9 protein-coding genes are annotated in these 15,725 nt (G+C 42.0%); 2 read left to right on the top strand and 7 right to left on the bottom strand.

Annotated elements, in window-relative coordinates:
* Positions 1-3 precede the first annotated feature (3 nt).
* A complete protein-coding gene (locus tag B4Z90_RS17985) occupies positions 4-567 on the top strand; it encodes a nitroreductase family protein (protein WP_236560304.1) in 564 nt (187 codons plus the stop codon).
* Positions 568-776: 209 nt separating this feature from the next.
* A complete protein-coding gene (locus B4Z90_RS17980; RefSeq protein WP_201640047.1) occupies positions 777-3,950 on the top strand; it encodes a TonB-dependent receptor in 3,174 nt (1,057 codons plus the stop codon).
* Positions 3,951-4,022: 72 nt separating this feature from the next.
* Here the strand turns inward: B4Z90_RS17980 and B4Z90_RS17975 are convergent, their stop codons facing one another.
* From B4Z90_RS17975 to B4Z90_RS17945, 7 genes are all read right to left on the bottom strand, one after another.
* Positions 4,023-4,730: a hypothetical protein gene (locus tag B4Z90_RS17975; protein WP_286802879.1), complete on the bottom strand. Its 708-nt coding sequence runs from the start codon at positions 4,728-4,730 to the stop codon at positions 4,023-4,025.
* Positions 4,720-5,268: an RNA polymerase sigma factor gene (locus tag B4Z90_RS17970; RefSeq protein ID WP_070570290.1), complete on the bottom strand. Its 549-nt coding sequence runs from the start codon at positions 5,266-5,268 to the stop codon at positions 4,720-4,722. Before B4Z90_RS17970 ends, B4Z90_RS17975 begins: the two co-directional genes overlap by 11 nt.
* Positions 5,269-5,411: 143 nt before the next feature.
* Positions 5,412-8,009, bottom strand: a complete 2,598-nt coding sequence (locus tag B4Z90_RS17965) for a TonB-dependent receptor (protein WP_286802878.1) — start codon at positions 8,007-8,009, stop codon at positions 5,412-5,414.
* Positions 8,010-8,779: 770 nt separating this feature from the next.
* Entirely contained in the window at positions 8,780-10,036 is a 1,257-nt protein-coding gene (locus tag B4Z90_RS17960; RefSeq protein WP_286802876.1) for a YeiH family protein, read from the bottom strand.
* A gap of 121 nt (positions 10,037-10,157) precedes the next feature.
* Entirely contained in the window at positions 10,158-11,939 is a 1,782-nt protein-coding gene (locus B4Z90_RS17955) for an acyl-CoA dehydrogenase family protein (RefSeq protein WP_286769132.1), read from the bottom strand.
* Positions 11,940-12,074: 135 nt separating this feature from the next.
* Positions 12,075-13,250 carry an acetyl-CoA C-acyltransferase gene (locus B4Z90_RS17950; protein WP_070570298.1) on the bottom strand — a complete coding sequence of 392 codons (1,176 nt, stop codon included), beginning with the start codon at positions 13,248-13,250 and terminating at the stop codon, positions 12,075-12,077.
* Between the two features lie 30 nt (positions 13,251-13,280).
* Complete coding sequence (locus B4Z90_RS17945; protein ID WP_286802875.1) at positions 13,281-15,710, bottom strand: 3-hydroxyacyl-CoA dehydrogenase/enoyl-CoA hydratase family protein; 2,430 nt, start codon at positions 15,708-15,710, stop codon at positions 13,281-13,283.
* Between the last annotated feature and the right edge of the window lie 15 nt (positions 15,711-15,725).

The raw sequence follows: 15,725 nt of genomic DNA, 5'->3' as shown, positions 1-15,725 counted from the left end.
ATAATGAAAAACGACGTATTAAAGGCAATACACTACAGAAGATCAGTATTTCAAGCTTCCTTTACTGAAGAAGAAGTCAGTAAAGAAGATATCTTGAGTATCTTGGAAGCGGCCAATGCTGCTCCAACACATAAAAGGACACAACCTTGGCGTTTTGTCATCTTCCGCAAAGAGGGATTGGAACGTTTGGGCACGGAGTTATCACGTATTTACAAATCGGTAACACCAGCAGAGAAGTACACTGAGGCAACAGAAATAACAATGGGCAAAAAAGCAACACAGTCAAACGTTGCGATCGCTATTGTTGTCAATTATACAGGTGAAGTTCCCGAATGGGAAGAATTGGCCTGTACAGCTGCAGCAGTTGAAAACATGTGGTTAGCTGCACACTCGCTAAACATTGGTGGATACTGGGCGACTCCCGGTTTAATCAATCATTTGGGTGGTTTCTTAAATCTCGAAGAAAATCAAAAATGTATTGGTCTATTCTACTTAGGACACCATCAATCTGAGGCGCGCGAACCTATCCGCACACCAATTGCAGATAAAATTCGTTGGGAAGAATAAATCTTCTCAACTTTATAATAAACAGCGAGCGGCTTAGAGGTATCTGAGCCGCTCGCTGTTTATAGGTTAATTAATTATGCATGACGGACCATCAAAACCCATTTTTATTAAATATTTCATAATGAGATCTTAACCATTTAACAATCTTGCAGAGATAATTTCGCAACATACTTGTGACAGACGCTAATCAACTAAAAAGTGAAATTATTATGCAAAGAAACATCGTTTGGTTAATGGTATTAACCATTATTACATTTCTCCAAATTCCAACCAACAGTTGGGCTCAGGGTACCGAAGCGACGATTACAGGTCGGATCATAGACAACAATGGGCCTGTAAAAGGAACATCTGTATCGGTAAGGAATGAATCAACAGGATTTAAACAAACGACACTGACCAACCAAAATGGTGTCTATACCTTTCAGCAATTACCTTTGGGTTCGCCATACAGCATCACAATCAACCACGTTGGCTATGCAGAACAAAAAAAGACCGACTATAAATTGAGCTATGGTGACGAACTCAATGTGGATTTCACCTTATCGTCAGCTGAAAATAAATTGGATGAAGTTATCGTTCAAGGCATTGCGGCTGACCTAAAAAATAAGATCAAGACATTGGGTGCATCTACCGCCATTACGGCCAATGACCTCAAAAAAATGCCTGTAAATGGACGTAATTTTTCCTCTCTGATTGATTTATCGCCTGTCAGCAGTGGTACAAATCTAGCTGGACAGCGCGCTTCATCGACCAATTTTACGGTAGACGGAATGAATTCACGCAGTACAGTGGCCGGTGGAAATAGCGGCGGAGCTTATTCAATCTCTATGGAAGCCATTCGAGAGTTCAAAGTAGTGACCAATGATTACGATGTCACATTCGGTCGCAGCGGAGGGGGCAGCATTACCACCGTAACCAAATCCGGTACAAATACGTTAACTGGAAGTGCATTTACTTTTGCCCGGGCAGGTTGGCTTTCGAGTAAGTACAACCTCAATGGAACAGCCCGAAAACAAAAATTCTCCACCTATCAATATGGATTCTCACTTGGAGGTCCAATCATAAAAGACAAAGCTCACTTCTTTGTAACTTGGGACCGTCAGATGGACACCCGCCCTCTTCAGATCGCAGACATTCAAACAACGGAGGACATTGCACGTTACAAAGTAACCCAGGCTACATTAGATGAGTTTACCCGCATTGCTGTAGGTAAATATGGTGCAAGTGCCGATCGCCTGTTTGGTTCCTTTGACAAGAAGAAAAAGACCGACGCGGCCTTCGCCCGCATTGATTGGCAATTGAACGATAAAAACTTATTGACTATTCGGAACAACTTTGTCTACGACATGGACAATCAACAAGAGGGAGACAATACAGGCATCAATGCTTTTGAATCCTACACCAACAGAAGGTATATTAACAACAGCCTCATGGCCTCCTTGCGCACGTCGATCAGTTCCAAATTGACCAACGATTTGAAGGTGCAACATTTTTATGAGCGTTCTGAAGCACAGCACAATGTAGCTGGATTTGATCAGTCACACAGTATTCCACGTGCGATCGTTGAATCTGTTCAATCGGTGGACGGCACAAATAAATATACCAATTCAATACAGCTTGGTGGTCAGCGTTATGCACCAGAATGGTTCAACGGAAATATGTTACAACTGGTCAACAACCTCTATTATAACACAGATAAAATCAAATATACCTTCGGTGCAGATGTCATGTATACGAACATGGATTTCCGCTACGGCAGCGAAATGAATGGTCGTTTCTATTTTACTGGTCTACAAAATTTCGATAACCTGACTCCTTATCGCTATGCCCGTGATGTATATATGACTGACAAAGAAAACACCTTGGTCAACAATCTAGCTGTAGGTCTCTATGGACAGATGGAAGCTAAAATCGCTAGGGGTCTTGATGTTGTCGGCGGCCTACGTCTGGACAATACGAAATACCTAAAGAAGGCTACATTCAACCAAACAGTCTATGACGAACTGGGCCTTTCAACCGATAATGGTATCAACACTTTTCAGATACAACCCCGCGTGCAGTTCAACTGGGATATCAATGAAGAAAAGAAAAATATAATCCGTTTTGGCGCTGGTATATTCGGTTCGGCCCTCAACCCCTATTCTATGTTAAACAATATGTTGTTTGATGGCTCACGCATTGCCGGTGTAGATATTACTGACCCTACTTTAATTCCCAAACCAAATTTTGCAGGATATCGCCAAGACCCCGATACAGCTCCAGGGCGCGAACTGCTGGACAACCCGAAGATCGAAAAACTTGTTACCATCAATACCAATAGCAAGGATGTAAAAGTGCCAACTGTATATAAAGCGAATATTTCCATCAATCACTTTTTCACACCTTCGCTACGCATCGGTTTAAGCGCTTACGGAACCTGGGGGCGCAACAATTATATGTATGTAGATCGCAATATGGTGGAGGATCCTTACTTTAGGCTGACCGCCGAAGGTAACCGTGGGGTGTATGTTCCGGCATCAAGCATCAATACGACAAATGGTGCCGCCAACTGGACCAATAGCCGTAAAACAAAACAAATAGGCCGCGTACTGGAAATGAACAGTGAAGGAAAAAACAATTCTTATACGGTTGTGCTGGACGGAACTTATCGTTATTATAAAGACGGGCAGATAACCGTATCTTACACCTGGAACGACACAAAAGACAATACCTCCTACAACGGCAACGTCGCAAATTCCGCTACCCTTTCGCTGATGGTGAAAGATGATCCACGCGACTTGAGTACGATGACGTATTCGGACAATCAATTCCGCCATAAAGTTGTTTTTTATGGTACTATGCCATCGCTATGGGGTGTATCTATGGGTTTACGTTTTAGCGGAATTGCAGGAACGCGCTATTCCCTAGCGGTTAACGGGAATGTTAATGGTGATTTTGTAAATTCCAACGATCTTGCCTTCGTTTACAACCCCAGCAATAAAAACACACCCGATTACATCAAATCGGGCATTCAAGCCATTTTGGATGATCCAAAGGCAGAACAGAGCATTAAAAAATACATCAATGGTAACCTCGACCGCATCGCCGAAAGAAACGGCGGCATCAACGGTTTTTACGGCGTATTTGACTTACATTTGGCTAAAAATCTAAAAGTTTACAAGAAACATGGCATTGAAGCTTCGATAGACATTTTCAATGTAGCCAACCTATTGAAAAAAACTTGGGGTGTAGGACACAATCTGGGTAAGCAAAATCTATATGCCATCAAAAGCTTTGATGCAACCAGTCAACAATATATTTATAATATGAGTTCTGGTGTGGGAGTATCCAATTTAAATGGTAATCCTTATCAAGTACAATTAGGCCTGAGATATGCATTTTAAGTAATTCAGACTATATAAAAAAGCAGCGAGCCATTTCCTATGAAAGAAATGGCTCGCTGCTTTTTATCACTATTATTTTTTTTCGATTCCAAAACAATGCGGCGGTTTAATTACAATTACTTGTGCCGAGTTCCGTTCCTCTTTGACGGGGAACACAATTTTCAGACGCCCTTTTGTTCCCTGCCATTTTGGCCCAAACTGCAAAAGTCGAACCGCTTCATCAACGAGCGACTGATCTGGTTGTCCTTCAGCACTGATATGAGTAGGCACTCCATTTTTGTCGATTGTAAAATTGACAATAATTTCGCCTCCTCTTACAGATGTAACGGACTTCTGATTGAGGTACTGTTCAAAAATTTTCCATCCTTCACGCGGCGTTGCATCACCTCCATCCAACAATGGTTCAACAGACACCTTATTTTCAGGCTCGCTCAACTCTACATCCGTTGTACGCTCCGCTTTACCGCTAAAATGTTTAAAATAGAGCAAGGCCAATAAAGTCACAAAAAGTACCCCTGCGGTAGCACCTATCGCCAGACGCTGCCAAGTGAAATATTGGGCATGTCTTGTCGCAACTGTATCTTCTACACGACGATTGAGACGTTGCTGCAATAGACTCAATTGTCGGGCATCCACACCATTTTGTAATCGATAACCATCGATAGCATCTTGTAAAAAGGGATCTTCCAATGCTTCTCGTTCCAGTTGAAACATGTCCTCCTTAGTCATCAAACCATGGATGTAATTATAAATCCGTGATAATTGATAATTATTTTCCATTTTCTTTCCTTTCCATACAGATTTTTAGATTGCGCTTTCCATTTTGAATAGCACTCTTGACCTTATTCAAGTCATATCCGGTCAAATCTGCAATATCTTTATAACATTTTTGCTCGAGATAGAATAAACGTACACATTCTTGTTGTTCGTGGTTTAAAGTCTGCATACATCCCTCCAGTTTCTCAAAGTCTTTTTCTTCCCATTTGACTTCACTGGTATCATTTAACTTTTGTTCACTTTCGAACAAATTGTCTTCAATATCAACCTGTGTTGTCCGCTTATCTTTACGTAACTGCATCAGGCAATAATTTTTGCTGTAAACGTGTAACCAGCTCTTAAAATTATCGACTTCATATTGCCGAAGCTTCGTGATAAGTTCTTCAAATATCTGCATCACAGCATCCTGACTACGGTCGGGGTCTTGTAAGTATTTAAAGCACACACCATAAAGCAAGGACATATAGGGCGAATATAGTTTCCCCAGCGTAGACAAGTCACCGCTTGTTTTATAGTGTTGTAAAAGCTCTTTTTCGTTCATGCGCAAATCATTCACCTTAATGATGATTTAAGATACAAATTTCCATATATAAAAAAAGGAGCTATTGAAAATTAGCGCAAAACAAAAACCGTCCCCATAACGAAATGGAGACGGTCGATAAAAATATAATATGAATTACGGATTTAATTTCCTTGTTTCCAATTGTATCGCAGTGTAACACCGTAAGTCCGCGGATCGGCAACTACTCCTGCATACTGTCCATAGCTTCCAGGTGCTGCCAGCAATTGTTCGTAATAATCTTTATTGGTTAGATTTCTACTCCAAACAAACACCGAAATACCATTCGATCCCCTGAATCCTAGCCGAGCGTTCAATACCGAATAGGCATCAATGTTTAGGTACTGTGATGGTGAGGAACTGGATGAGAATTTAGACCGGTGAAATAGGTCTGCGCCCAAAAAGTAAGATCCATTAATTCCGATCAGCTTCCCACTTTTATTCGCTTCGCCGCCCAAGGACCAGGACCATTTGGAAACACCAGGAAGGACGCCACCAGAGATATCTTTAAAAGCTTGCGCTCCGCCAACCTCTTCTAAGGGAACAGGTGCGTTGGTAAATTTAACATATTTGGCATCAGTATAGGCCAATGCTCCATTCAATCGGAGAAAATGTCCGATGTTGATATTTCCATCCAATTCAATACCCTTTACACGTACCTTTTCGGCATTGGCCAGATAACCACGGTTTACCCCAGGCTCGGGTGTCTGCACTTGCGTTTGATAGTCTTTGATATCCGTTTGGTAGACGGTCAGATTGAGGAGTGAATTGCGTGTTGGATTTGTCTTCACACCAATTTCCTTATGACGGACAGCCTCAGGTTTTACTTCGGCGAGATCCAGCAACACCGCTCCATTGGCTGTGGGCAATCCGCCGACGTTGATACCGACAGGTTTATAACTGATTGAATACGTTGCGTAAGCATTTATCTTCGGATTGAAGCGATATCTTGCGGAGAGTTGACCAGAGAAATTGTCTGCATCCGCATTGACATCAAAAGTCTGATTGGTATATACACCGTTCTTTAAGGCAAGCAGGGCGGGATCTGAGGTCTGCAAACCACCATAGGTCTGTCTATCGTAGTTAGCCACCTTTTTATCGTAGTTGTAGCGCAGCCCTGGGAGGATATGTAATTTTGGCGTTACAGCCCAATCAATCTGTGTATAGGCTGCCAAGCTTGTGCTTTTAATCCCGTAAACGGTCTTGATTCCAAAATTATCGAATAAGCCCGGAGTTTGCCACAAAGCACTGGTAGAGCTTTTTTGAAAACGCCAAAAGGCAGATCCTGTTTCTTCGGTATGTACAGGGTCTGTGCCCAGATCCTGCCAAAGGCCAAATAACCCAACAACCCCGCTGACCTTTTCACTGATTTTCCCAGAGTATCTGAACTCCTGTGACCACTGGTTATGGACGGAATTACCTGCTGAAACGGTGTATACCGGAAGTCCTAAGTAATCACGGTCATTGAGCGGAACCCACGTCCATGTTCGCCAAGCAGAAGTAGAGGTCAGTGTCCCTTCTCCAATCTTGATATCGGCATTCAATGCGACCCCACCCAATTTATTATCGGCTTTGGATTGCGTATCCAGATCTATCTTACGTTCGAAAGCACTTTTATAGGGCAACTCGTAGCCAAGATCTTTAATAATTGCATCAAACTGTCTATAGTCTGCACGCTGTGTTTTTACAACTCCGGCAACCGCCCAGCCATAACCGTCCGGTTTTTGTGATGACACGTCCCCAGAAAGTACGAGTTTGATATTTTCGGTTGGGGTAAACAGCAATTGCCCTCTAAAGCCCAGGTTGTTGATATCATTGATCTTCCTATTGGTATGTACATTAAACAAGTTTCCATCCCGCTGTGTACCAGAGAAAGAAGCTCTCGCAGCCAAGTTTTTGGCCAATGGTCCTGAGATTGAAGTCTTCGCCTGAATAAACCCCTGGTTTCCATAGCTGACTTCCACATTGGCCTCGGGTGTAAATTGAGGCAGACGTGAGGTGATATTGAAAGCTCCCGCGGTTGTATTTTTTCCAAAGAGGGTACCCTGTGGTCCCCGTAGTACTTCAATCTGATCAATATCAATGAAGTCTAGCCAAGTTGCGGCAGGACGAGCAATATATACGCCATCAAGATAAAACCCAACACCAGGATCAATCCCATAATTGGTGAGGCCATAGGTGGAACCAAGTCCGCGTATGTTAAGTGTTGTATTACGTGCGTTCGATGCATACAACTGAACAGTTGGCACCAGTTCTTTCAACCGGTTAACATTAAAAGCACCTGCATCTTCTAATGCTGCTCCACGAATAATTGATACGGGAATAGGCACGTCCTGCAATTGCTCTTTACGGCGACGTGCGGTGACGACCACTTGATCCAAAGCTTCCAATCGTGGTGTAAGTTCAATCACGGCCGGAGAATGATCTACCACGATGTGACGAGTTTGATAACCGACGATGGATACGATCAATGAAAATGGTAATTTTTGTCCAGTTACAAACTGAAAAACTCCTTTACTGTCTGTTTTTACTTGGTGCGTAACAGCTTCCAGCTGAACCGTTACCCCCTGTAATGGTTCTTTTGTTACGGCGTCAATTACGGTACCTGTTAATGAGGCATTTATAATAGGTTTAGGATTTTCTACTTGCGCATAGCTGTGGTAAGAACCCGTTAAAAGCAAGCTAAAAACGACGCTAATTCGAAAAATAGCATTTTTTTTCATAAATTTATTCAGTTTAATGGTGAATCTAAACAAGTGCCAACGCCAATCGATACTTGCTTCATTGTTAAAACTTTGTGAAAGGGAAGCCTCGGCTTCCCTTTTCTAATATAAGAGAGTGTAAGAGAGAAATTTTAACAACACATTCGTTTTTGGCAACTTTCTAGGCCAACAACAGCTCCTTCTACCGAAGCAACCAATAAACTTGTTTTTGAAGAGTAATTTTGTTTCATTCTTTTTATCTTGTTATTTTCTTTTATTTCATACTGCATAAAGCAAATCCATATATGCACTTATAGCGTGGCAATTTCAAACAACTTTAAATACATACCTTTCTACAAAATCAATTTCATGGTTAGTTCGATTCATAGTCAAGTCAGTCTTTTTTGCCCACCTTTCTATTTACCTGAAAATCAGATAACGATACAAATATATAAATATTTTTTAAAAGACTACTAATTTGATAGATTTAATGATATTTTTTTTCAAAAAGCCATTAAACCTTAATTTTAAGACACTTAAAGCAAATAAAAAGCGGCTCAAATTTCTTTCAGCATGAAAAAAATCGCGAAGGCAACCATCCTAATCACCAACTACCCAGCGAAAATCAAGAAGCAAGCGATTGTATAAAAAACGAAGATCTGTGCTACGAATCAGAAAAAAATTCACGCATAAACCCTTGATGAAAAAGCATAAAAAAGGCCGTCCTAGTTAGACGGCCATCTTTACAGTCATATTTTAACGATCTATTTCACCTTGAAACACTTACCGTCTTAGCGAAATAGCACCAGAGCAATCAATAAGGTAATAATAACATTAAAAGTCTGGGCAATCAGAAAAGCATATAGCGGTTTCTTATTGTCTTGAGCAAAAAGATCCTTAAAGTTCGTTTCCAAACCAATGGATGTAAATGCCAAGGTAAACCAGAGGCCCTGTAAGTTTTTCAAACTTCCTTTGACGGCATCAATCTTCTCAGGAGATATCACGAATGAAAATAGCAACGATGCAAACACAAATCCCAGCACAAACTTCGGGAAACGCTCCCATATAATTTTCAATGTCGGTTTATCGCGCTTGGTTTCATCATCAACAGATTTAGCGTAGGTCCAATAAATACTAATGGCAAAAGCAGCCAGCCCCAACAATACATTTTGGGAAAATTTCACAATGGTACTGATCTTCAACGCTTCTTCACCGACCAAGGAGCCAGAAGCTACTACAGCTCCGGTTGTATCAATACTTCCTCCAAGCCAAGCTCCGGTAACTTCTTGCGACAAGCCCATCCACTCCGCCATATAGGGCATGAAAATCATCATTGGAATTGCTGTAATCAGGACCAACGAAATCACATAGGAAAGTTTTTTGCTATCGCCTTTGATGGCTCCAGATGTTGCTATTGCGGCGGAGACGCCACAAATAGAAACCGCACTCGACAGCATCAGGGACATTTCCTTGTCAATCTTTAGCTTTTTACAGATCCAAAACGCGAAGTACCAAACAGACAGCACAACGGCCAGTGCTTGAATAAGCCCCAAAGATCCCGCTTTGAGAATATCTCCGAAAATCACTGTCGTTCCGAGCAAAATTAAGCCTATCTTGACATACAGTTCCGTACTGAGTGCCTCTTTAAACCAATTGGGCAGTTTAAAGCAATTGCTGATAATTAAACCGATAATCAAAGTAAAAATCACAGCTTCGAGATTATATTCTTTCACCGTTGCGTTGCCTGCCAAAATCAGGGCAAATACCGTAAGGATAAATACAGTCGGAAATACAACTAATAAATATTTTACAGATTTTCCCAAAAGAAACGCGCCTAATATCGCCGTAACGAATACAAAAATAAACTGCTCAAAAAGCTTCAGTAAATTGGTCGGGTCGAATATCGTTGAGACGAGTTCGGCAGAATTACTCCACGAAAAACTAGGTACCGGCGCAACAATTCCTGAGAGAGCAAGAAATATGGTAGCAATCCCCAAAATGACGACTACCCAGTCTTCTGTAAATGCAAATGATTTTGAAGATGTCATAGAATGGTTAGGGTTTAAAGGTTAAATTTAACATAATTACCGTTACTTTCTAGTATTGTAACACAAAAATGGCCGAAGATTTCTCTCCGGCCATTAACCAAAACCAATAATCTATTATCAATCAAAAACAATATTTATTCTCATCTATCAATTTCTTTGCGATTCGCTGACGTGCATCTTTCACATTAAATGGCTGTGCTTTTGTGAATCTGCGCAAACCAACTAACATCATATTCAGTTCGTCGCCTTCGCCAAAAGAATATAATGCTTCTTTGCCAGCAGCGCTAACTTTATCAATAGCACCATACAGGTAAATTTTAGCCATATCTTTCGCATAGTCTGCTTTAGCTGATCCTGTATGCAGCAATTTTTCCGCACGCAACAAGACTGACTCAGTGATATAAACATACCCGATAATATCTGCAATGTTCATGAGGATTTCCTCCTCTTTGGAAAGAGACATCATCAATTTTTGCACAGCTGCTCCGGCAATCAATAGGCCTGCTTTTTTAAGGTTTGCCACAATTTTCTTTTCTGCAGCAAAAGGTGCGTCGTCCTCTTCACCAAAATCTGGAATAGCTAGAAGCTCTCCGGCTACAGCTTGCGCTGGTCCCATCAGATCCAATTCACCTTTCATGGCCCGTTTTAACAACATGTCAACCACAAGTAATCGATTCACTTCATTGGTACCTTCAAAAATCCTGTTGATCCGTGAGTCCCGATAAGCGCGTTCCATCGGCGCATCTGCAGAATAGCCCATTCCACCATAGATTTGCACGCCCTCATCAACCACATAATCTAACATCTCCGAACACCATACCTTGATGATAGCACACTCAATTGCGAACTGCTCCACAGACTTCAATTTTGCTTTCGCTTCATCCATACCACCAGCGATCAATGCATCATAGGCATCATCGATATTTTGACCCGCGCGATATGACGCAGATTCCACAGCAAACAAACGTGTTGCCATTTCAGCGAGCTTATAACGAATGGCACCAAATTTAGAAATCGGCAGATTAAACTGCACACGTTCATTGGCATACTGCACCGCATGATTAATCACCATACGTGCCGAACCAATTGTGGCAGCGCCCAGTTTTATACGTCCAATATTCAGGATATTTACAGCAATCTTAAATCCGTTTTCACGATCAGAAAGCATATTTTCTATGGGCACAGCACAGTCATTAAAAAAGATTTGACGTGTTGACGACCCTTTGATGCCTAATTTATGTTCTTCTGGATTCATCGTGATACCACCAAAATCCTTTTCGACAATAAATGCCGTCAGATTTTTATCATCATCGATTTTTGCAAATACGATAAAGATATCTGCAAAACCACCATTTGTAATCCACATTTTTTGACCATTGATCAAATAATGTGTTCCTTCAGCATTTAATTTTGCTGAGGTACGTCCAGAATTTGCATCCGATCCGGCATTGGGCTCTGTCAAACAATATGAAGCTTTCCATTCACCGGTAGCAAGCTTTGGAATATATTTCGCCTTTTGGGCATCATTACCATAATACAAAATAGGCAGTGTTCCGATTCCCGTATGAGCAGACAATGCGACAGCAAAAGAAAACCCACCACCTACCGCATCGGCAACAAGCATAGAAGTGTTGAAATTCTTGCCGAAACCACCATATTCTTCGGGAATAGAAACACCCAGCATCCCGAGTTCACCGGCCTTATCCATCAAACTAGGCATAAGTCCTTCTTCTTGCGCATCGATACGGTCCAGCTTGTTCAATACTTCCGTATCCAAGAAATCCAAGCAGGTCTGACGAATCATTTTGGCTTCTTCATCAAATTCTTCCGGAATAAAAACGGCTGTATAGGGAGTCTCTCTAATCACGAACTCTCCGCCTTTAATTGCTTTATTTTCGCTCATTGTCTTTCTAGATTTATATGGACCAGGAAATCACTGCTTAGTGATGCTGCTGTCCACCATGTTTTTAAATACTTCTATGCGTTATGAGATCAGAGATCCATATTTCGTCTATATTGCTATTCCTAGCGGCTAATTTTAGTCCAATAACTCAAAAATACCAGCCGCTCCTTGACCAGTTCCGACACACATCGTCACCATGCCATATTTTTTGCCTCTGCGTTTCAACTCGTTTAAGACTTGGACCGTCAATTTAGCTCCTGTACATCCAAGTGGATGCCCTAAAGCGATGGCACCGCCATTGACATTAACTTTCTCTTCGTCTAATCCAAGTTCACGAATTACGGCTAGCGATTGAGAGGCGAAAGCTTCATTCAGCTCAAAGAGGTCAATATCTTCCTTTTTAAGACCGGCTTTTGCCAAAGCCTTGGGTATGGCATAGATAGGTCCGATACCCATAATGCGCGGTGGAACACCTGCTACAGCAAAACTAACAAGCTTTGCAATTGGTTTAACACCAAGTTCTTTCACTTTTGCTTCAGACATCACCAAGACAAATGCTGCTCCATCAGAAGTTTGTGAGGAATTCCCCGCCGTTACTGAACCATTCGCTGCAAAGACTGGTTTTAGTTTCCCTAAAGCCTCCAGGGAAGTATCAGCCCGAGGACCTTCATCTGTATCAACAACATATTCGCGCGTTGCAATCTTACCGTCTTTCAGGTAATTTTCTTTTACAGTAATAGGCACAATCCCATCTTTCAAATGACCGTTTTGAATAGCTGCAACTGCCTTTTGATTTGATTTAAGTGCAAAAGCATCCTGATCTTCGCGTGAAACATTGTAATCTTTGGCTACGGCTTCGGCAGTCAATCCCATTCCCCAATACCAGTCAGGATGCTCTTTTGCCACAACAGGATTAGGCACAATCTTCCAACCTCCAAAAGGCATTCCGGACATCACCTCTACACCACCGGCAATGATAACATCTGCCATCCCAGTCTTAATCTTTGCTACCGCGGTTGCAATGGTTTCTAGGCCTGATGCGCAGTACCGGTTAACGGTTACACCCGGGACCTTATCCGTGTCCAATCCCATCAGTGAAATGAAACGGGCCATATTGAGTCCCTGCTCCGCTTCCGGCATGGCATTCCCAACAATGACATCATCTATATCTTCTTTATTTAAATTCGGCACAGTGGATACAAGATGTTTAATAACATCCGTGGCTAAATCATCGGCCCGCATAAAGCGAAATACTCCCCGGGGCGCTTTGCCTACTGCTGTACGAAATCCTGCTACTATATATGCTTCCATTATTTTTAATTTTTTCGTGAGTAGTGAGTTCTAGTTCCGTAAAGGCTTACCCTTGGTCAACATAAATTGAATTCTTTCAAGCGTTTTGCGTTCAGCACAAAGCTCAAGGAATGTTTTACGTTCAAGATCCAGTAAATACTGTTCAGACACTTCCGTCGGTGACGATAAATTTCCACCACACATTACCCAGCCTAGTTTCTCTGAGATCTTACGATCATAATCAGAGATGTAATTGCCTTCACGCATTGATGAAGCGCCCACATAAACGATTCCTAATCCTTGATTTCCCAAAACTTTGATATCATTGCGAGGAGCAGGCTGAACATAACCCTCATCTGCCAATTCTAATGCCTTTGCCTTGGCATCCGCCAGAAGACGGGCACGATTCATGGTGATTGCAAATTTATCTTTCTGCAAATAGCCGAGCTCATAGGCTTCATAGGCAGAAGTCGAAACTTTTGCCTGACCAATAGTCAGGAATTTATCTTTTAACGTATTTTGGACAATTTGATCATCTTTAAATTCCTCCGAGGCACGTAGCGTAAATTCTTTGGTTCCGCCACCACCAGGAATAACACCAACCCCCAGTTCAACCAAGCCCATATAGGTTTCGGCGTGAGCCTGAACAAAATCGGCATGCATGGAGAATTCACAGCCCCCACCAAGCGTCATTTGAAATGGCGCAACGACTACAGGTATTGACGAATAGCGTAAGCGCATGGATGTATTTTGAAATGCACGAACGGCCATATTCAATTCATCAAAATCCTGTTCGACGGCCATCATGAAAATCATTCCGATATTCGCTCCAGCAGAAAAGTTTTTTCCATCATTGGACACCACTAAACCGCGATACTCTTTTTCAGCAAGGTCAATGGCTTTATTCAATCCCTGGATAACATCCCCACCAATGGTATTCATCTTGGTATGAAATTCACAATTAATGATACCATCGCCCAGATCAATAATAGAAACACCCGTATTTTTCCAGATTGTCTTACTTTCCCGGATGTGATCCAATACGATCAGATCTTCGGTACCGGGAATAGCTTTATACGATTTGGTCGCAATATCATAATAGTGACGTACACCATTTTCTATTTTATAGAATGATTCACATCCGGCTTCCAACATCTCGTGTACCCAGGAAGCAACCTCTCCATCCTGACCCGGAAGTCGTTTTTCTTCGGCCTTAATTTTAGCTAAGGTCTCGCGAACACCTAGCGCATCCCATACTTCAAATGGTCCTAACTCCCAACCAAATCCAGCACGCATGGCATCATCGATCCGGAAGAAGTCATCTGTAATTTCGGGAACACGGCGGGATACATATTCAAACAATGGATAATGCATGGCACGGAAGAGTTCCGCCGCTTTATCGGTTCCTTGTTCATATACTTTCATCCGCTTGCGGATATCCTCCACAGGCTTGGTAGCTTCCAAAGTAGTGGATTTCACTTTTTGCTGTGAACCAAATTCCAGTGTTTTTAGATTTAAAGATAAAATCTCCGAATTACCATCGGCAGCTTTTACTTTTTCATAAAACCCTTTCTTGGTTTTCTCACCCAACCATTTATTCTCGACCATCTTGCTGATGAATGCAGGAAGCTGGAAAACGCCTTTGGCTTCATCCTCTGGGGCATTCTGCGCCAGTCCATTGGCAACATTCACCAAAGTATCAAGTCCTACCACATCGGCTGTACGAAAAGTCGCCGATTTGGGATGCCCCATTGCAGGACCGGTATATTTGTCGACCTCCTCAACGGTCAATCCAAGAGGTTCCACTAAATGAGTAACCGCCAACATCGAATAAACACCGATACGATTACCAATAAACGCCGGAGTGTCTTTACATAACGCAACCGATTTACCCAGCATTTTGTCACCAAAGTGAAGTATAAAGTCAACAACCTCGGGCTTGGTATGCGGTGTTGGAATGACTTCCAATAAAGGGAGATAGCGCGGCGGATTGAAGAAGTGTGTGCCGCAGAAATGATCTTTAAAATCTTCACTTCGCCCTTCTGTCATTAAATGAATAGGGATACCAGAAGTATTGGAAGTAATCAATGTCCCAGGTTTTCGAAATTGCTCAACACGCTCAAAAACAGATTTTTTAACATCGAGCCGCTCAACGACAACCTCGATAATCCAATCCACAGAAGCAATGTCTTTTAGATTATCGTCAAAATTCCCTGTTTTGATACGTCTTACAAATGACTTGCTATAAATTGGCGAAGGGTTTGTTTTTAAAGCCGTTTCTAAGGAGCTGTTGACAATTCGGTCCCGAACGATCTTACTCTCCAAAGTTAAGCCTTTGGCTTGTTCTGCCGGAAGCAGTTCGCGCGGAACAATATCCAACAGTAAAACTTCAACACCAATGTTAGCAAAATGACAAGCAATTCGCGAGCCCATAACACCCGATCCGAGAACTGCCACTTTTCTAATATTTCTGTTCATCATAACATATTTATCATG

Origin of the sequence: Sphingobacterium sp. UBA5639 (genome assembly GCF_002421245.1) — a bacterium.
In the GTDB taxonomy this organism is placed as follows: Bacteria; Bacteroidota; Bacteroidia; order Sphingobacteriales; family Sphingobacteriaceae; genus Sphingobacterium; species Sphingobacterium multivorum.
This window is presented reverse-complemented; position numbering and strand designations above follow the sequence as displayed.